The organism is Agromyces sp. LHK192 (assembly GCF_004006235.1).
Lineage (GTDB): Bacteria > Actinomycetota > Actinomycetes > Actinomycetales > Microbacteriaceae > Agromyces.
In genome coordinates, this window is record NZ_CP034753.1 from 917,269 (window position 1) to 932,809 (window position 15,541).

At 71.0% G+C, this 15,541-nt stretch carries 23 protein-coding genes; 9 read left to right on the forward strand and 14 right to left on the reverse strand.

Features of this window, described 5'->3' with window-relative positions:
* Positions 1 to 67 precede the first annotated feature (67 nt).
* Positions 68 to 1,144, forward strand: coding sequence for a winged helix DNA-binding domain-containing protein (locus ELQ40_RS04070; RefSeq protein ID WP_127792536.1), 1,077 nt, complete (start codon positions 68 to 70; stop codon positions 1,142 to 1,144).
* Positions 1,145 to 1,347: 203 nt separating this feature from the next.
* Here the strand turns inward: ELQ40_RS04070 and ELQ40_RS04075 are convergent, their stop codons facing one another.
* Genes ELQ40_RS04075 through ELQ40_RS04095 form a run of 5 tightly spaced genes read right to left on the reverse strand, consistent with a single transcriptional unit; the run spans position 1,348 to position 4,053 of the window.
* Positions 1,348 to 2,112: an ABC transporter permease gene (locus ELQ40_RS04075; RefSeq protein ID WP_127792537.1), complete on the reverse strand. Its 765-nt coding sequence runs from the start codon at positions 2,110 to 2,112 to the stop codon at positions 1,348 to 1,350.
* A gap of 1 nt (position 2,113) precedes the next feature.
* Positions 2,114 to 2,935, reverse strand: coding sequence for an ABC transporter ATP-binding protein (locus tag ELQ40_RS04080; RefSeq protein WP_127792538.1), 822 nt, complete (start codon positions 2,933 to 2,935; stop codon positions 2,114 to 2,116).
* A gap of 44 nt (positions 2,936 to 2,979) precedes the next feature.
* On the reverse strand, positions 2,980 to 3,345 hold the full coding sequence (locus tag ELQ40_RS04085) for a DUF1048 domain-containing protein (RefSeq protein ID WP_127792539.1): 366 nt from the start codon (positions 3,343 to 3,345) through the stop codon (positions 2,980 to 2,982).
* Between the two features lie 2 nt (positions 3,346 to 3,347).
* Complete coding sequence (locus ELQ40_RS04090; protein WP_127792540.1) at positions 3,348 to 3,722, reverse strand: DUF1048 domain-containing protein; 375 nt, start codon at positions 3,720 to 3,722, stop codon at positions 3,348 to 3,350.
* 1 nt (position 3,723) lies between these two features.
* The gene (locus ELQ40_RS04095; RefSeq protein WP_127792541.1) at positions 3,724 to 4,053 is read right to left on the reverse strand and encodes a PadR family transcriptional regulator; all 330 of its coding nucleotides are present in this window, start codon (positions 4,051 to 4,053) and stop codon (positions 3,724 to 3,726) included.
* A 276-nt stretch (positions 4,054 to 4,329) separates the two neighbouring features.
* On the opposite strand from ELQ40_RS04095, the gene ELQ40_RS04100 reads away from it, so the two are divergent.
* Entirely contained in the window at positions 4,330 to 4,902 is a 573-nt protein-coding gene (locus ELQ40_RS04100; protein ID WP_127792542.1) for a dihydrofolate reductase family protein, read from the forward strand.
* 34 nt (positions 4,903 to 4,936) lie between these two features.
* Here ELQ40_RS04100 and ELQ40_RS04105 read toward each other — a convergent pair whose 3' ends face one another.
* The 3 genes from ELQ40_RS04105 to ELQ40_RS04115 all read right to left on the reverse strand — a co-directional run bounded on the left by ELQ40_RS04105 (position 4,937) and on the right by ELQ40_RS04115 (position 6,360).
* On the reverse strand, positions 4,937 to 5,422 hold the full coding sequence (locus ELQ40_RS04105) for an ASCH domain-containing protein (protein WP_127792543.1): 486 nt from the start codon (positions 5,420 to 5,422) through the stop codon (positions 4,937 to 4,939).
* Between the two features lie 59 nt (positions 5,423 to 5,481).
* Entirely contained in the window at positions 5,482 to 5,835 is a 354-nt protein-coding gene (locus ELQ40_RS04110) for a Fe-S protein (RefSeq protein ID WP_127792544.1), read from the reverse strand.
* Between the two features lie 72 nt (positions 5,836 to 5,907).
* Positions 5,908 to 6,360, reverse strand: coding sequence for an Lrp/AsnC family transcriptional regulator (locus ELQ40_RS04115; RefSeq protein WP_127792545.1), 453 nt, complete (start codon positions 6,358 to 6,360; stop codon positions 5,908 to 5,910).
* Between the two features lie 81 nt (positions 6,361 to 6,441).
* Here ELQ40_RS04115 and ELQ40_RS04120 point away from each other — a divergent pair, with 81 nt between their 5' ends.
* The 4 genes from ELQ40_RS04120 to ELQ40_RS04135 all read left to right on the forward strand — a co-directional run bounded on the left by ELQ40_RS04120 (position 6,442) and on the right by ELQ40_RS04135 (position 9,138).
* Positions 6,442 to 7,110 (forward strand): LysE family translocator, encoded by a 669-nt coding sequence (locus ELQ40_RS04120; RefSeq protein ID WP_240665930.1) that lies wholly within the window; start codon positions 6,442 to 6,444, stop codon positions 7,108 to 7,110.
* Positions 7,111 to 7,262: 152 nt separating this feature from the next.
* Positions 7,263 to 7,757 (forward strand): nitroreductase family deazaflavin-dependent oxidoreductase, encoded by a 495-nt coding sequence (locus tag ELQ40_RS04125; RefSeq protein ID WP_164863464.1) that lies wholly within the window; start codon positions 7,263 to 7,265, stop codon positions 7,755 to 7,757.
* Positions 7,754 to 8,518 carry an SGNH/GDSL hydrolase family protein gene (locus tag ELQ40_RS04130; protein ID WP_127792547.1) on the forward strand — a complete coding sequence of 255 codons (765 nt, stop codon included), beginning with the start codon at positions 7,754 to 7,756 and terminating at the stop codon, positions 8,516 to 8,518. The genes ELQ40_RS04125 and ELQ40_RS04130 overlap by 4 nt, the downstream gene beginning before the upstream one ends.
* Positions 8,519 to 8,565: 47 nt before the next feature.
* Positions 8,566 to 9,138, forward strand: a complete 573-nt coding sequence (locus ELQ40_RS04135; RefSeq protein ID WP_164863465.1) for a cytochrome b — start codon at positions 8,566 to 8,568, stop codon at positions 9,136 to 9,138.
* 19 nt (positions 9,139 to 9,157) lie between these two features.
* Here the strand turns inward: ELQ40_RS04135 and ELQ40_RS04140 are convergent, their stop codons facing one another.
* The 6 genes from ELQ40_RS04140 to ELQ40_RS04165 all read right to left on the reverse strand — a co-directional run bounded on the left by ELQ40_RS04140 (position 9,158) and on the right by ELQ40_RS04165 (position 13,392).
* Positions 9,158 to 9,571, reverse strand: coding sequence for a hypothetical protein (locus ELQ40_RS04140; protein ID WP_127792549.1), 414 nt, complete (start codon positions 9,569 to 9,571; stop codon positions 9,158 to 9,160).
* A gap of 80 nt (positions 9,572 to 9,651) precedes the next feature.
* Positions 9,652 to 10,878: a DUF6596 domain-containing protein gene (locus tag ELQ40_RS04145; RefSeq protein WP_127795119.1), complete on the reverse strand. Its 1,227-nt coding sequence runs from the start codon at positions 10,876 to 10,878 to the stop codon at positions 9,652 to 9,654.
* Positions 10,875 to 11,234 (reverse strand): YciI family protein, encoded by a 360-nt coding sequence (locus ELQ40_RS04150; protein WP_127792550.1) that lies wholly within the window; start codon positions 11,232 to 11,234, stop codon positions 10,875 to 10,877. Before ELQ40_RS04150 ends, ELQ40_RS04145 begins: the two co-directional genes overlap by 4 nt.
* A 15-nt stretch (positions 11,235 to 11,249) precedes the next feature.
* Positions 11,250 to 11,873 (reverse strand): dihydrofolate reductase family protein, encoded by a 624-nt coding sequence (locus ELQ40_RS04155; RefSeq protein WP_127792551.1) that lies wholly within the window; start codon positions 11,871 to 11,873, stop codon positions 11,250 to 11,252.
* A 97-nt stretch (positions 11,874 to 11,970) separates the two neighbouring features.
* Positions 11,971 to 12,936 (reverse strand): DUF389 domain-containing protein, encoded by a 966-nt coding sequence (locus tag ELQ40_RS04160; RefSeq protein WP_127792552.1) that lies wholly within the window; start codon positions 12,934 to 12,936, stop codon positions 11,971 to 11,973.
* A 72-nt stretch (positions 12,937 to 13,008) separates the two neighbouring features.
* Entirely contained in the window at positions 13,009 to 13,392 is a 384-nt protein-coding gene (locus ELQ40_RS04165; protein WP_127792553.1) for a VOC family protein, read from the reverse strand.
* 54 nt (positions 13,393 to 13,446) lie between these two features.
* On the opposite strand from ELQ40_RS04165, the gene ELQ40_RS04170 reads away from it, so the two are divergent.
* Genes ELQ40_RS04170 through ELQ40_RS04180 form a run of 3 tightly spaced genes read left to right on the forward strand, consistent with a single transcriptional unit; the run spans position 13,447 to position 15,524 of the window.
* Complete coding sequence (locus ELQ40_RS04170; RefSeq protein WP_127792554.1) at positions 13,447 to 14,196, forward strand: TetR/AcrR family transcriptional regulator; 750 nt, start codon at positions 13,447 to 13,449, stop codon at positions 14,194 to 14,196.
* A 60-nt stretch (positions 14,197 to 14,256) separates the two neighbouring features.
* The gene (locus tag ELQ40_RS04175; RefSeq protein WP_127792555.1) at positions 14,257 to 15,123 is read left to right on the forward strand and encodes an alpha/beta fold hydrolase; all 867 of its coding nucleotides are present in this window, start codon (positions 14,257 to 14,259) and stop codon (positions 15,121 to 15,123) included.
* 50 nt (positions 15,124 to 15,173) lie between these two features.
* Complete coding sequence (locus tag ELQ40_RS04180; protein WP_127792556.1) at positions 15,174 to 15,524, forward strand: metallopeptidase family protein; 351 nt, start codon at positions 15,174 to 15,176, stop codon at positions 15,522 to 15,524.
* Positions 15,525 to 15,541 lie beyond the last annotated feature (17 nt).

Consider the following 15,541-nt stretch of genomic DNA (forward strand, 5'->3'; position numbering starts at 1 on the left):
ATTCCGGCAAGCGACCCGGTCGACCCGACCGACCCCGCCAGGCTGGCGACAGGCATAGGCTGCCGGGGTGACCTCCGACCGCGATCTCGCACGCTGGCGGCTTCGCTCGCAGCTGCTCTCCGCTCCGGCCGGCGACGCCGAGCACGTCGTGGGCACGCTGCTCGCGGTGCAGGCCGAGAACCCGTCGCAGTCGGCGTGGGCGGTCGCGACGCGGACGGCGGCGACGGATCCCGCCGATCTGGCGGGGGCGCTCGCCGAGGCGCGGGTCGTCCGCACCCACGTCCTGCGCTCGACGTGGCACTATGTGCACGCCGACGACGCGCAATGGCTCATCGAGCTCACCGCGCCGCGCGTGCTGGCCGCCATCGACTCGCAGGTGCAGCCGTTCGCCGAGCGCATCACCGAGCTCACCGACGCGGTCGTCGAGACCCTGGGCAAGGCACCCGATCGCACGAGGCCGGAGCTCGCCGCGTCCCTCGCCGACCGCAGGTTCGACCTCACGGGCCACGACGTCATGATCCTGCTGGCGTACCTCGAGATGCAGACGGTGATCTGCAGTGGCGCGCCGCGCGACGGCGAGCACACGTACGCGCTGTTCGCCGACCGCGTGCGCTCGCCCCGCCGGCTCGAGCGCGACGAGGCGCTCGCCGAGCTCGCGACGCGCTACTTCTCGTCGCACGGCCCGGCGACCGAACGCGACCTCGCCTACTGGGCGACGCTCACCCTCGGCGACGTGCGCCGTGGCATCGCGGCGGCCGGCGACCGGCTCGCCTCGTTCGAGCACGACGGTCGGCGGTTCCTGCACGCCGCGTCGGATGCCCCGGATGCCGCATCCGGCGCGTCCGCCGAGCCGGCGGCGCATCTGCTGCAGCTGCTCGACGAGATGTACCGCGGCTACCAGGACTCGCGCTGGGTGATCGACCGCGAGGGCATCGTGCCACGCGCCCGGGAGGCCGCGATCGGCATGGCCGTCGTCGACGGGCAGTTGCTCGCGGGGATGAAGCGCACGGTGACGGCGAAGGGTGTGACGTTCGCGCTGCATCCGCACCGGCCGTTCTTGGCGACCGAGGTGGAGGCGATCGAGGCCGCCGCGGCGCGCTACGGTGCGTTCCTCGGGCTCGAGCCGCGCGTCGCAATCGCGTGAGCCCGCCATCGCGCTGAGGCATCCTTTCGGCGAAGACGTCCGATTCAGGAGATCGGAGGCTGCTCAGGATCATTCTGCAGTTTTCGTCCTGAACAGCTTCCGTTCTCCTGAAACCAGGACTTCCGCCTACTGTCCACGCCGAAACGCCCCGCCCGTGGTGACGGGCGGGGCGTTCGGGTCGGTGCCGGCGGCGCGGCATCCGATCAGTTGAACTTGCTGCGGTACTTCGCGATCGCGAATCCGTACGCGACGATCAGGATGCCGACGAGCCAGGCGAGGGCGATCCAGATGTCGCTGCCGACCGGCTCCTGCGCGAACAGGGCGCGGATCGTGTCGACGATCGAGGTGACGGGCTGGTTCTCGGCGAACCAGGCGACCGGGCCGGGCATCGTGTCGGTGGGCACGAACGCCGAGCTGATGAACGGGAGGAAGATCAGCGGGTAGCTGAACGCGCTCGCCCCGTCGACGGTCTTGGCCGACAGGCCCGCGATCACGGCCAGCCACGTGAGGGCCAGCGTGAACAGGACCAGGATGCCGGCGACCGCCAGCCAGGCGCCGACGGATGCCCCGGTGCGGAAGCCCATGATGAGCGCCACGCCGATGACGATCGCGACCGAGATCAGGTTCGCCACCAGCGAGGTGAGCACGTGCGCCCAGAGCACGCTCGACCTGGCGATCGGCATGGACTGGAACCGCTCGAAGATGCCGCCCTGCAGGTCGAGGAACAGCCGGTACGCCGTGTAGGCGATGCCCGACGCGATCGTGATCAACAGGATGCCCGGGAGCATGTAGTTGATGTACGACTCGTCGGACCCGGTGTTGATCGCCCCGCCGAGCACGTACACGAACAGCAGCATCAGTGCGATCGGGGTGACCGCGGTCGTGATGATGGTGTCGGGGCTGCGGAGGATGTGGGTCAGCGAGCGGCCCGTGAGGACCCGGGTGTCGCTGAGGACGTGGGTGGTCATGTCAGGACTCCTTCACTGATTCGATGGATCCCTCGCCCGAGGCATCCGCTGCCTCGCCGGCGTCTCCGACGAGGGCGAGGAAGACCTCCTCGAGGGTCGGCTGCTTCTCGACGTACTCGACGGTCGCCGCGGGAAGCAGCTGCTTGAGTTCGGCGAGGGTGCCGTTCTGGATGATGCGGCCCTGGTGCAGGATCGCGATGCGGTCGGCGAGCTGCTCGGCCTCGTCGAGGTACTGCGTGGTGAGCAGCACGGTGGTGCCCGAGTCGGCCAGGGCCTTCACGGTCTTCCACACGTCGATGCGCGCCTGCGGGTCGAGGCCCGTGGTCGGCTCGTCGAGGAAGATGATCGGCGGGTCGCCGATCAGGCTCATCGCGATGTCGAGCCGGCGGCGCATGCCGCCCGAGTACGTCGCCGCCTTGCGGGCGCCGGCGTCGGTGAGCGAGAAGCGTGCGAGCAGGTCGTCGGCGATCGCACCCGGGTGCTTCAGGTGGCGCAGCTTCGCGACCAGCACGAGGTTCTCGCGGCCCGAGAGCACCTCGTCGACCGCGGCGAACTGCCCGGTCAGGCTGATCGACTGACGGACGTCGCCGGGCTGCTTCGCGGCGTCGAAGCCGTGCACCGTGGCGGTGCCGGCGTCGGCCTTCAGCAGGGTCGACAGGATCCGGACCAGCGTCGTCTTGCCCGCGCCGTTCGATCCGAGCAGGGCGAAGATGGTGCCGGGTGCGACGTCGAAGTCGACGCCGCGGAGGACCTGGTTGTCCTTGAAGGACTTCTCGATGCCCTGCACCCGGATCGCGGGCGCGGGCGATGTTGCGGTGTTCATGGTGGTTCCCTTTCCTGCCGAGGCCTCGCGGGCGCCGGCGTCGGTCAGTGCTCGTCTGCGGTCGCTTCGCCGATCGCGTCGGCGAGCCGCTGCTTCTCCTTGTTCTGCCACTGCCCGTCGGTGTAGTTCGCGAGGAAGGTCTCGGCGAACTCGACGGGGTCGTCACCGACGATCGCGCTGACGGGGGTGCCGTCGGCGGCGGCCTGCTCGAAGAGCGTGGCCAGGTCGTCGAGCATCTTGAGCATCACGTCGGGCTGCGAGACGCCGCCTGCGTAGATGACGTAGCGGTCGAGGCCCTTGGCTGCGGTGCGGTACTTGCCGGGCAGCGCCTCGAGGCGGGCCTTGTACTGGCGGTACGCCTTCTTGTCGTCGAGCGATCCGGTGATCGTCTCGATCCACTTCGCGGCCATGGTCAGATTCCCTTCTGGTCGAGTCGTTCCGCGGCGTCGATCGCCGTGGTGAGCTTGGACTGCTCCTTGCGGATCCAGCTGCCGCCGCCGTAGTTCTGCATGAACGTCTCGGCGAAGTCGACGGGGTCCGTGCCGACGACGTCGCGCAGCGGGGTGCCGGCGGCGGCGTGCTGCTCGAGCAGGTCGGCGAGGTCGGTGAGCATCGCGATCAGGCTGTCGCTGTTGTCGCTCGGCCCGAGGTTGAGGAGGTAGCGCTCGAGCGCGCCGGCCGCCTCGCGGTAGCCCTCGGGCAGGGCCTTCACGCGGGCCCGGTACTCCTTGTACTGCTTCTTGCCTTCGAGCGATCCGACGATCGCTTCGAGCCACTTGGCGGCCATGTCAGTTTCCCTTCCGGTGGAGCTGTTCGATGCGGTCGGCGAGGAAGGACCAGGTGGTCCAGAACTCCTCGAGGTCCTGGCGGCCCCGCTCGTTGAGCGAGAACACCTTGCGCGGCGGTCCCTTCTCGGAGGGGACCTTCTCGACGTCGACGAGGCCGCGCTGCTCGATGCGCACGAGCAGGGCGTAGACGGTGCCCTCGGCGATGTCGGTGAAGCCCTGGTCGCGGAGCCGGGCGGTGATCTCGTAGCCGTAGGCCGGCGCGGTCGACAGGATGGCGAGGACGATGCCCTCGAGGGTGCCCTTGAGCATCTCCGTCATCTGCTTTCCCATGGCGTGCCTCCTTTCGCTGTTCGGGACTACTCGGTGTCGCTGGTATTCAGTGACGCTGGTAATCGGTGTTGCTGAGTACCACTACATAGTGACACAGAGAACCGGTACTTGGCAACACTGAATACCAACTTCTTCCGACGCCCCGTTTCCAGCGCATGAGGATCCGGCCCAGAGGTCCCCTGACGGACCTTGTTCGCCGGAATCTCATGCACGAGGGAACTGAGACGGGATGCGCAAGCCCGTGACATCCGCTCGGATCAGGCGCAGTCTGGGGGCATGGGAACCGTGACGATCTCCTTCGAAATGACGCTCGACGGCGTGTTCGACCAGATGGAGCAGTGGTTCGACGTCGACGACCCGGGCGTGCAGCGCGCATCCGACGAACTCGTGTTCGGCGCCGACGCCGTGCTCATGGGGCGCGCGAGCTACGAGTTCTTCCGCGAGTACTGGCCCGAGCAGGACGACGACCGCGGCTTCGCCGCCTACTACAACGCACTGCCGAAGTTCGTGGCGTCGACCACGCTCGAGGGACCGCTCGACTGGAACGCGACGCTCATCGAGGGCGACGTGGTCGACTACGTGCGCGGCCTCCGCGATCGCTACGACTCGATCGTGTCGCACGGGTACGGCGACCTCGCGGCGGAGCTGGTGGATGCCGGGCTCGTCGACGAGATCCACGCGGGGATCCACCCGTTCCTCGTCGGGAACGCGGGCGACCGACTGCGCACGCCGCACCTCGTCGGGATGCGACTGCTCGGCGTCGAGGCCTACGACTCGGGCATCATCGCCGCGAGGTACGCGCCGTCGACGGCGCCGGAGGTCGTCGATGCCGCGGACGAGACGGGCTGACGGGTGACGGGCTGACGGGTGACGGGCTGGCGGCTCAGGCCGTCCAGGCCACGTCGAACCGCTCGAACACGATCTCGTGCTGCTCGGTCCACTCGAATCCGAGCGAGGATGCCACCCGCCGCCAGTAGCGGCTGTGGTTGTCGCGCCACGATTCGATGGAGCGGTCGTCCTCGCCCTCGTCGTACGCGAACGCGGCGTCGACGCTCGCGAACGGGCCGACCCGGAGTTCGGTACTGCGCAGGATCACCCGTGGTGCGCCGGTCGAGTCGCACGCGATCCAGTGGCTGCCGACGCGGGGGAGCGGCTGCCCCTCGGCCGCGAACTCGGCGACGAGCCCGGCGGTGGCGCGCTTCGTGCCGTCGAGCACGAGCGCGAGCAACGCGTCGGTCAGTTCGGGGTGGTCGCCGAACCGCTCCACCGACGGCGGCTCAGGGTCGGTCGCGACGTCGGGACGGGCGGCGCGGTAGCGCTCCCACAGGCGCATGGCTGCGGCATGGTCGATCGGTGCGTTGTCGGGCATCCGATCAGTCTGGCAGTCGGCGCGATGGGCGGCGGTGCAGTCCGCGACCCGACCGGCGACTACCGCCAGAGCACCGCGATCGCCGCGTTCGCGAGCGTGAGCACGCCGATCAGCCAGAAGATCGCCGGCGGCACCGAGCCGTTGCGGCGCTGACGGCCGGCACCGATGCCGAGCAGCGCGCCGATGGCGAGCAGGATGACCAGCTTCGTGCCGATCTTGACGTAGTTCAGGTCGTACTCGATGCCCCACGGGGCGGCGAGCACGAGGCCGGCGACACCCGCGATCGCGAGGCCCCAGTGCATGACGCGCGTGATGCCGCGCTTGCCGTTGAACAGTTCCACGACCCAGGCTCCGAACAGCACGGCGAAGCCGATCAGGTGGATGAGCAGCACGAGGTGGCGGAGGAATTCCATGGCTCAAATCTACCGCTCGGCGCGGTGTGGTCAGTGCGGTCCGGTCAGCGCGGTCCGGTCAGCGCGGTGCCGTCAGAGCGGCAGCGGCCGGTCGTCGACGATCGTCTTCATCACCAGCGTCGACTCGACGCGACGGGCGCCCGGCAGTGCCGAGAGCTGCTCGTCCCAGAGGCGCTGGTAGGCGGCGAGGTCGCGGACCGCGACGCGCAGCAGGTAGTCGGGGTCGCCGAACAGGCGGAGGGCCTGGATCACCTCGGGGATCTCGGCGACCGCCGCATCGAACGCGGGCACGGTGGCTCGGTTCGCCTGGTCCATGGTGACGAAGACGAGGGCGGTGAAGCCGAGGCCGACGACCTCGGGATCGATGACGGCCCGGTAGCCGCTGATCGCACCGGATTCCTCGAGCGCGCGCAGTCGGCGATGCGTGGGCGACATGCTCAGTTGCACGCGGTCGGCGAGCTCGGTGAGGGTGAGCCGGCCGTCCTGCTGCAGCTCGGCAAGGATTCTCCGATCGATCGCGTCCATAAGGTGGATTCTTCCACTGCCGGGGCGCTGCCGGGTGGATTTCGGCAGCGGCTTCCCCGTCGATCGATCTAGGTTCGTCGCGTGGACCCGCAACTGCTGATCGCCTGCTCGGTGATGATGACGCTCATGGTCGTGCTGCCCGGCCCCGACTGGGCGTTCGTCATCGCCACGGGCACCAGCGAGCGGAGCATCCTCCCTTCGCTCTCGGGAATCCTGCTCGGCTATCTCGCGACGGTCGCTGCCGTCGCGCTCGGCGTCGGCGCGGTCGTGGCGACCCTGCCGTGGTTCATCGTCGTGCTCACGTTCGCCGCAGCCGCGTACCTGGTCTACCTCGGGGTTCGCGTGCTCCGTGCACCGCCGGTGGTCGTGGTGGCCGGGGCCTCGCGCGGAGCGACGGCCGATGTCGAGAGCGGCGGGGCGCAGCCCGAGGCATCCGATCGCCCGTGGCTGCGCGTGCTGCAGGGGGCCGGCGTCTCGGGGCTGAACCCGAAGGGCCTGCTGGTGCTCGTGGTGCTGCTGCCGCAGTTCACGGATGCCTCGGGCGCGTGGCCGATCCCGCTGCAGCTCGCCGTGCTCGGCCTCATTTTCGTCGGCGCCTGTGCGCTCGTGTACTCGATCGTCGGCTACGGCGCACGCACCGTGCTGCGGCTTCGTCCGTCGGCGATGCGCATCGTGTCGCGCGTCTCGGGCGCCGCGATGATCGTGCTCGCGGTCTGGCTCGTCGTCGAGCAGGTCGCGCACCTGACGTGATCGTCGTCCGGTCGACTCGGGATCTCCGGGCCGGGCCGCTCGTCCCGACGCTCGAGGAGGTCCTCCGCAAGGGGTGGACCTCCGCCGTGCGGTGGGCGATGCTGGCCGGACGCCGCCGCGCGTCTGGCGCGGCCCGGTCGGAGGGACGACGGATGCGGGTGCTCGGCAGGATCGTGGTCGGACTCGTCGGGGCGGCCGTCGCCGCGGCGATCGCGCTCGGGGCGACGATCGTCATCGGCATCCGCCGGCGCGATCCACGGGTGCTCCGGCCGATGTTCCGGATGCAGCGCGACGTCCTGAACATGCAGGCACTGTCCACCGCCGGGCAGCCGGGCGACCCGCACGCGATCATCCGGCACGTCGGCCGGACGACCGGCCGCGAGTACGCGACACCCGTCGGTGCGGTGCCCGAGCCCGGCGGATTCGTCATCGCCCTGCCGTACGGCACCGAGCCGCAGTGGGTGCGGAACGTGTTGGCGGCAGGGGAGGCGCGGCTCGAGCACGACGGTCGCGTGCACCAGCTGCACCTCCCCGAGGTGGTGGCGATCGAGACCACCTCGATGGCCCGCGACGACGCGTGGACCGTACGGCTCTTCGGCATCCGCGAGGCGCTGCGACTCACCGTTCGCGAAGGAGCGCCGGGGTGAGCGGACCGGCGGCGCGGAGCGGCGCGCTGCTGCGGCGACTCCACGTCGCCTGCACGGCGGCCGCGATACTCGCGCTGCTCGCCGCGTGCACCGCGACGGATGCCCCGGCTTCGCCCTCGGCCGATCCCGCGACGTCGTCGGCGCGCGACGGGGCATCCAGTGCACCCGGGGCATCCGGCGCACCCGGCGCACCCGACGCATCCGACCCTGCCGCGACCGGCGGGATGCCCGCGGCGTTCGCCGCCGTCGGCGACTCGATCACCGACGCGAACAGCCCCGACCTCGCGGCGGGCGACCTCGGCTCGGAGTCGTGGGCCACGTACGTCGTCGAGGCGGGCTCCGAATTCGCGGGCGGCTGGGCCGAATGGGGTGCGCCGACCTCGCTCATGGCCGAGTCGGTGACCGAGGTCGACGCCGAGGTGCTCGTCATGATCGCGGGTACGAACGACGTCGCGTTCGGGATCCCGTTCGCCGAGACCGCCGAGCACCTCGATCGCATCGTCGACACCGTCGGCATCGACGAGGTCGTGATCTCGTCGATCCCGCCGATCGACCTGAACCCCGGCGGCGCCGCGGAGTTCAACGACGAGCTCGAGGCGTTCGCCGATGATCGGGGGTGGCGGTTCGTCGACGCCTCGGCCGGGCTCCGCGGCGGTGACGGCCGGTTCGCCGACGGCATGTCGTACGACGGGTTGCACCCGACGGAGCGCGGCGCCCGGGTGCTCGCCGACGCGATCATCGACGAGCTGCGCGCGGGGTGATCGCCGAGGCTCTGCGCCGGATCGGGCCGGGCATGGTTCGATGGGGCATGGCCACGGACGGCACGGAACGCGCACGGCTCGCGCGGCACGGCGTCGTCGCGCGCGTGCTGCACTGGCTCACCGTGCTCGCGCTGCTCGCGCAGTACGTCGTCGGCTTCGCGATGGCGGGCGCCGAGGGAGTGCTCGAGCCGTGGGTCGAGGCGGCGTACGACGGTGACGAGGATCTGCTCCTGCCCGTGCACGTCGCGATCGGGTGCGGCATCCTCGTGCTCACGACCGTGCGGTTCGCGTGGCGGCGCATCGTCACGCTGCCGCCCTGGCCCGACACGCTCTCGAGCGCCGGTCGTCGGTTCGCGAGCGGCACCGAGCGTGCGCTCTACCTGCTGCTGTTCGTGACCCCGGCGAGCGGGCTCGCGCTCGTGTTCCTCACCGGCGAGGACTGGGAGACGGGCGACCGGACCGAATGGACGTCGCCGATCGAACTGTTCGACGACGACCTCCTCGTCGCGGTGCACGTGACCGCGCAGGTGCTGCTGCTGGTCGCGATCGTGCTGCACGTCGGGTTCGTGCTGAAGCGGCAGATCGTCGACCGCGACCGCTTCCTGCGGCGGATGCTCTAAGCGTCTGCCCGGCTGCGCGTCAGTCGGACGTGCGCGCACTCACGACGCGCAGACCGTCGCCCTCCCCGCGGACGACGCAGCGCAGTTCGGCCGTGTCGACGCGGCCGTCGTCGTCCACCGATCGCACCGAACCCGACACGCGCTGAGCGCCGTCGGCCTCGGTGACGCGCATCGATCGCGCCACCACGACGTCGGCATGGCCGCGCGACACGAGCCGCTCCTCGATGGCCGAGCGACACAGGCCCTCGGCGGTGACGGCCGAGCCCGACGAGCCCGACCCGCCCGGCGACCCCGACCCGCCCGGCGAAGCGCCGGCCTCGGCGGTGACGGAGACCGCCGCGGCGATCGTGGCGGCGACGACCAGCGCCCCGGCCGCGGCGGTGAGCGCTGCGACCCGTGCACGCGGCGTGGTGGTGGGGATCCGAGTGTTCATGCGGGCACCGTAGGTCGCGCGTCGCGCGGCGGCATCCGTGCCCTCCACGGAGATCGGTGCTCCGGATGGAGGGCTTGCGTTCAGCCGAGTTGGTCGCGCCGTCGCGTCAGGTACTCGGTCTCGGCGCGGTTGCCCGCGAGCGCGATCGCGCGGTCGTAGGCCGCCCGCGCCTCGTCGTCGCGCCCGAGGCGGCGCAGCAGGTCCGCCCGCGCGGCATGGAACGCGTGATAGCCGTCGAGCGCCGCGGCGAACGGGCCGATGAGGGCGAGCGCGGCATCCGGGCCGTCGAGTTCGGCGACCGCGATCGCGCGGTTCAGCGCAACGACCGGCGACGGATCGATCAGCGTCAGCCGGTCGTACAGTGCCACGACCTGCCACCAGTCGGTCTCGTCGGCGACCGGGGCATCGGTGTGCACGGCGTTGATCGCCGCGAGCACCTGGTACCGGCCCGGCGACTCGCCGGACTCGAGGCGCTCGCGGACGAGCCGGTGCCCCTCCGCGATGAGCGATGCGTCCCACAGTGCCCGGTCCTGCTCGGCGAGCGGAACTAGCGCGCCGTCGGCCGAGACCCGCGCCGGACGCCGGGCCTCGGTGAGCAGCATCAGGGCGAGGAGTCCCGCGACCTCGCCGTCGTCGGGCAGCAGGTCGCGAACGAGCCGTGTCAGGCGAATCGCCTCGGCGGTGAGGTCGGCGCGCACCGGGTCGGACTCGACACCCGTCGCGAGGTATCCCTCGTTGAACGCGAGGTACAGCACCGCGAGCACGCCCCCGACGCGCTCGGGCAGGTCGGCGGCCGACGGCACGCGGTACGGGACGCCCGCCGCCGAGATCTTGTCCTTCGCGCGAGTGATGCGGCGGGCCATCGCGCCCTCCTGCACGAGGAACGCGCGGGCGATCTCGTCGACCGAGAGTCCGCCGAGCATGCGGAGCGTGAGGGCGACGCGCGCCTCCATCGCCAGGGCCGGGTGGCAGCAGGTGAACACGAGCTGGAGCCGGTCGTCGTCGACCGCGCCGATCGGGTCGGGCGGGGAGTCATCCGTCAGCATCATCGCCTCGCGGTGCTTGTCGTCGCGGCGCTGCTCGCGGCGCAGCCGGTCGAGCGCCCTCCGGATCGCGGTGGTCGTGAGCCACCCGCCGGGGTTCGGCGGCACGCCGTCGGTCGGCCACCGCTCGACCGCGACCGCGAACGCCTCGGCGGCGGCATCCTCGGCGATATCGAGGGAACCGAAGCGCCGGGCGAGCGTCGCGACCACCCGGGCCCACTCGTCGCGGTGGACCCGGGCGAGCGCGTCGCCCGCGTCGCTCAGGAGGGCTCCGACCGGTCGACAGCGGTCGGCGGCGGGAGGAACGGCCGAAGCTCGAGCCGCCGGTTGCACGCCCGCGACCCCTCGGTCATGAGCGCGAGGGCGACGTCGAGATCGGGTGCCTCGATGATCCAGAGGCCCGCGATGTGCTCCTTCGACTCGATGAACGGGCCGTCGGTGAGCAGCGGGCGCTCGCCGCGGTTGTCGATCACGGTCGAGGTCGACGGCGCCGCGAGCCCGCCTGCGAAGACCCAGTGGCCGCGAGCCACCAGCCGCTCGTTGAACGCGGTGATCTCGCGCATCTCCTCGGCCGTGCCGGAGTTCGTGCGGTCGTCGATCACCGACACCAGGTACTGCATGTCACACCTCCCCGTTCATGCATACTCCGGTCGACCGTCGGGGCGGAAGGTCTGCGCGACCACGCCGTTCGCGAAGGTGCGCGAATCGAGCAGCTCGAGTGCAACGTCCGGTCCGTCGACGTCGAACAGGCGGATGCCTCCGCCCCCGACGATCACGGGGAAGACGATGAGCGTCAGCTCGTCGACGAGCCCGCGCGCGAGCAGCCATCGGATGAGCTGCCCGCTGCCGTGCACCTGGAGTTCGCCGCCCGGTCGGGCCTTCAGTTCCCGGATGCGCCGCTCGAGGCCGGCTTCGTCGCTCCGGCCGGGAAGCACGGTGGTCTCGGCCCAGGCCGGCTCCGTGATCGAGTCGGATGCCACGAACTTCGGCCGCGAGTTCAGGGAGGCGACGAACGGGTCGTCGAGGTCGTCCTTGCGCACCCCGCCCCAGTACGCGGCGAACAGGTCGTACGTGCGCCGACCGAACAGGAACGCGTCGGCGCGCAGGTAGGCGTCGGCGACGTACGCCGTCGACTCCGGCTCGTCGAACGGCATCGCCCAGCCGCCCCGGTCGAACCCGGGGTCGAGCACGGGGTCGTTTCCGCCGTTCGCCTGCATGACCCCGTCGACGGTGACCTGCGTGTTCGTGACCAGCTTCATGATCGGATCCCTTCTGCGGATGCCCCTCCTGGGCACCCTCTCACCGATTCCACGAACGGGGTCGGCCGGATCGGACAGCTCGGGCGAAGATTCCTGATCAGGATTCCGCTGCGCGCCGACGCGCGACCCGGCGCCGCTCGCGACCCAGACGCTGGGCCCAGAGCTGCACGCTGAGCGTCAGCACGCCGGCGACGATGATCGAGAGCAGGTTGATGCCGAGTTGGATCGTCGCGGTGCCGGCGATGTCCCAGGCGCCGACGGTGGCGGCGACGGCGATCGCGCCCGCAGCGGGAACCGTCGTCACCGAGATCAGCACGCCGATGAGGGCGCCCGACTTCGCGGACGTCAGCGACAGGATGCCCGCGACACCCGCGAGGAACGCGACGACCCAGCTGAGCGCGTCGGGCGACCAGATGAAGCTCGTCGACGGATGCTGCTCGAGGAACGGGTTGCGGGCGAACACGCCGGCCCACCGCAGCACGGCGCCGAAGAGCACGGTGGCGAGCACCGCGAAGGCGAAGCCGATCGTCAGGGTCGCCAGCGACCGGCCGACGACGCGGCCGCGGCGCCGGACGATGCCCACGGCGATCGCCGCGAGCGGTCCGAACTCGGGGCCCACGATCATGGCGCCGACGATGAGGATCGGCTGGTCGATGACGATGCCGACCGCGGCGATCATCGTGGCGATCGCGATGAACGCGAGGAACGTCGCCGACAGGCGCACCTCGTCGTTCGTCTTCGCCTCGACCTCCTCCCAGACGACCGCGTCGTCGTCACCGCCCATGGCGTCGTCGCGATCACGGTCGGTCGTGTACCGGTCGAGCTCGAGGTCGAGGTGCTCGGCCGAGATCGAACCGGATGCCGCGAGCCCCGTGTGCCGCAGGCGGCCCAGCAGTTCGCTCGCGCCGGCGCGGTCGACGTCGAACAGCACGACGTCGCCCGCGGGGGAGACGGCGGCATTCGGGTGCACGACGTGGTTCGTGACGTCGTCGACGGCGTCGCGCAGGACGGCATCGACGGCGTCGCGCAGGTCGGGTGGGACGATCAGGCGCACGTGCAGCACGGCGCCAGTATCGCGCGCGGGCCGCGCCGCGCGCGGGAGGGCGCGCGCTGCGCGCGCACCCCCGCACCGGCCTCACATCCACTGCACGAGCTGGACGATCACCCCGTTCGGGTCCTCGTACTGGCTGTACCGCTCTCCCCAGGGTTCGGTCTCGGGCGGCGTGACGACGCGGATGCCGCGGTCGACGAGGTCGTCGTGCCAGGCGTCGAGTGCGTCGGTGACGAAGACGACGAGCAGGCCGTCGCCTGCCGAGCCGGAGCGGTGGGCGGGCTTGAAGGACTCGAGGCCGGTGCGGAGGTAGATCACGTTGCATCCGACATCGTCGCGCCGGAGCGACACGACGTCGCCGTGGTCCATCTCGACCTCGAAGTCGAACATGCCGACGAGGAAGTCGCGGGACGCCGCGGGGTCGGCGACGTTGAGCGAGAGGGCGGTTCGGGAGATGGCGTGCGGCATGGATCACCTTTTCGTATGTTGTACGGATAAATAACGTACACCATACTGAAATGCATGGCAAGCGATGACCCCGGCACCGTCCAGCTCCTCTGGCGGCACGAACTGCCCACCCCGCCGAAGCTCGGTCGTCCGCGCAAGATCACGCTCGACGCGGTGATCGAGGCCGGAGTCCGCATCGCCGACGAGCTCGGCACGCCCGACTTCGCACTGCGGGCGGTCGCCGATGCGCTCGAGGTCGGCACGATGACGCTCTATTCCTACGTGTCGACGAAGGAACAGCTGCTCGAACTCATGGTCGATCGCTGCCGGGAGACGATGGCGTTCACGCCCGGCGAGACCGGCGGTGACCGCGCCTGGCGCGAGAGCCTCGCGCTGGTGGCCGCCGACAACCTCGCGCTGCTGGCGAGGCATCCGTGGATGGCCCACCTCGAATCCGAGCGCGCGGTACTCGGTCCGGGCACCCTCGCGAAGTACGAACGCGAACTGCAGGCCGTCGAGTCCCTGCGCCTCGACGACCCAGGGAAGGATGCCGCGCTCGCGCTCGTGCTCGACTTCGTGCGGGCGAGCGCGCGGGCGCTCGCCGCGGCATCCGTGGAGCGCGCCGTCGAGACGCCCGAGCAGTGGTGGGCGCGAGAGGGCGAGCTGCTCGCGGCACTCGGCGTCGAAGCCCGGTTCCCGCTCGCGAGTCGGATCGGTGCCGCTGCCGGCGCGACGGCCAACGCCGCGCACGACGCCCGCCGGGCCTACGAGTTCGGCCTCGCCGTCATCCTCGACGGCATCGAGCGGCAGCAGGAGGCCGGATAGGTGGCAGAGGGGGGCGCGTCGCGGTTGCGGCGGCGTCGCCGACCGGCGAGGCTCGCGGGCATGACCGCGCCAACGTCGCTCCGCGTCCCTCGCCCTGACGGTGCCGCCATCGCTGCCGAAGTCCGCGGCTCGGCGGGGCATCCGCTGGTCCTGCTCGTTGCCGGCGGCGAGTCGTCGATGGACTGGTGGCGACCCGCGTTCTGCGACCTGATCGTCGAACGGGGATTCCGAGTCGCACGCTACGACCAGCGCGGCATGGGCGAGACGACGCTGGGTCCGCCCGGATCCCGGCGCGACGGACTCGAGGTCAGCCTGGGCGACGCGCTCGCCGTGCTCGACGCCGCCGGTGCGGCGGACGCGCACTGGGTCGGGTTCTCGGCTGGCGGCTGGGTCTGCCAACTGGCCGCGCTCGATCACCCCGACCGCGTGCGGGCCCTGACGCTCGTGTCGAGTTCGCCGACGATGTTCGAGACCGACGACGACCTGCCGGCATCCGCCGAACGGTTGCAGCAGGCGTGGGCGAACCCACGTCCCGATCCGGACTGGAACGACGCGGCAGCGGTCGTCGAACACCACGTCGACATCGACCGCGACTACGCGGGCGACGAGTTCGACGAGGAGCACGACCGGGCGATCTGGGCCGACACGGTGCGGAGGTCGCCCGGCATGCATCGCGATGAGGAGGGCGGCGAGTGGGCGGATGCCCCGCGCTGGCGCGAGCGCCTCGGCGGCGTCGCCGCCCCGACCACGGTCGTGCACGGCACGTCCGACCCGATGTTCCCCTTCGCCCACGGCGAGGCGCTCGCACGAGACATCCCCGGCGCCTCGCTCGTGCGGATCCCCGGCGGCGGGCACGAGCTGCCGCCGACCGCGTGGCCGGCCGTCGTGCGGGCGATCACCGGGTCCGCGGCGCCGACGGGGAACTGACCGGCGCCGGGAGGGGCCGGTTCACGCCGCATCGCGGGCAGAATCGACGTATGCTCCCGATCTCCGACGACGACTTCGACCGGCTCGTCTCCGAGGTGTTCGACGCGTTGCCCGACGACATGGTCCGCGGCATCGAGAACGTCGGGATCTCCTTCGAGAACCAGCCGCCGGAGGAGCGGCCGCGCCTGTTCGGACTGTACCGCGGGCATCCGATCACGACGCGCGGCGTGTACGGATTCGGTGAGCTGCCCGACCGCATCACCCTGTACAAGAACAACCTCGAGGAGCACAGCGACGATCTCGGCGAGCTTCGGCAGCGGGTTCGGGTCACGCTCGTGCACGAGATCGGGCACTACTTCGGGTTGGACGACGCCCGACTTCGCGAACTGGGCTGGGCGTAGCGTCGCGCGTCGCGCGT

Bases quoted from the DNA above. Each gene is read 5' to 3' on its own strand.
- ELQ40_RS04075 (WP_127792537.1), bottom strand. From the start codon at position 2,112: ATGACCACCCACGTCCTCAGCGACACCCGGGTCCTCACGGGCCGCTCG.
- ELQ40_RS04080 (WP_127792538.1), bottom strand. From the start codon at position 2,935: ATGAACACCGCAACATCGCCCGCGCCCGCGATCCGGGTGCAGGGCATC.
- ELQ40_RS04085 (WP_127792539.1), bottom strand. From the start codon at position 3,345: ATGGCCGCGAAGTGGATCGAGACGATCACCGGATCGCTCGACGACAAG.
- ELQ40_RS04090 (WP_127792540.1), bottom strand. From the start codon at position 3,722: ATGGCCGCCAAGTGGCTCGAAGCGATCGTCGGATCGCTCGAAGGCAAG.
- ELQ40_RS04095 (WP_127792541.1), bottom strand. From the start codon at position 4,053: ATGGGAAAGCAGATGACGGAGATGCTCAAGGGCACCCTCGAGGGCATC.
- ELQ40_RS04100 (WP_127792542.1), top strand. From the start codon at position 4,330: ATGGGAACCGTGACGATCTCCTTCGAAATGACGCTCGACGGCGTGTTC.
- ELQ40_RS04105 (WP_127792543.1), bottom strand. From the start codon at position 5,422: ATGCCCGACAACGCACCGATCGACCATGCCGCAGCCATGCGCCTGTGG.
- ELQ40_RS04110 (WP_127792544.1), bottom strand. From the start codon at position 5,835: ATGGAATTCCTCCGCCACCTCGTGCTGCTCATCCACCTGATCGGCTTC.
- ELQ40_RS04115 (WP_127792545.1), bottom strand. From the start codon at position 6,360: ATGGACGCGATCGATCGGAGAATCCTTGCCGAGCTGCAGCAGGACGGC.
- ELQ40_RS04125 (WP_164863464.1), top strand. From the start codon at position 7,263: ATGCGGGTGCTCGGCAGGATCGTGGTCGGACTCGTCGGGGCGGCCGTC.
- ELQ40_RS04135 (WP_164863465.1), top strand. From the start codon at position 8,566: ATGGCCACGGACGGCACGGAACGCGCACGGCTCGCGCGGCACGGCGTC.
- ELQ40_RS04140 (WP_127792549.1), bottom strand. From the start codon at position 9,571: ATGAACACTCGGATCCCCACCACCACGCCGCGTGCACGGGTCGCAGCG.
- ELQ40_RS04150 (WP_127792550.1), bottom strand. From the start codon at position 11,234: ATGCAGTACCTGGTGTCGGTGATCGACGACCGCACGAACTCCGGCACG.
- ELQ40_RS04155 (WP_127792551.1), bottom strand. From the start codon at position 11,873: ATGAAGCTGGTCACGAACACGCAGGTCACCGTCGACGGGGTCATGCAG.
- ELQ40_RS04165 (WP_127792553.1), bottom strand. From the start codon at position 13,392: ATGCCGCACGCCATCTCCCGAACCGCCCTCTCGCTCAACGTCGCCGAC.
- ELQ40_RS04170 (WP_127792554.1), top strand. From the start codon at position 13,447: ATGGCAAGCGATGACCCCGGCACCGTCCAGCTCCTCTGGCGGCACGAA.
- ELQ40_RS04175 (WP_127792555.1), top strand. From the start codon at position 14,257: ATGACCGCGCCAACGTCGCTCCGCGTCCCTCGCCCTGACGGTGCCGCC.
- ELQ40_RS04180 (WP_127792556.1), top strand. From the start codon at position 15,174: ATGCTCCCGATCTCCGACGACGACTTCGACCGGCTCGTCTCCGAGGTG.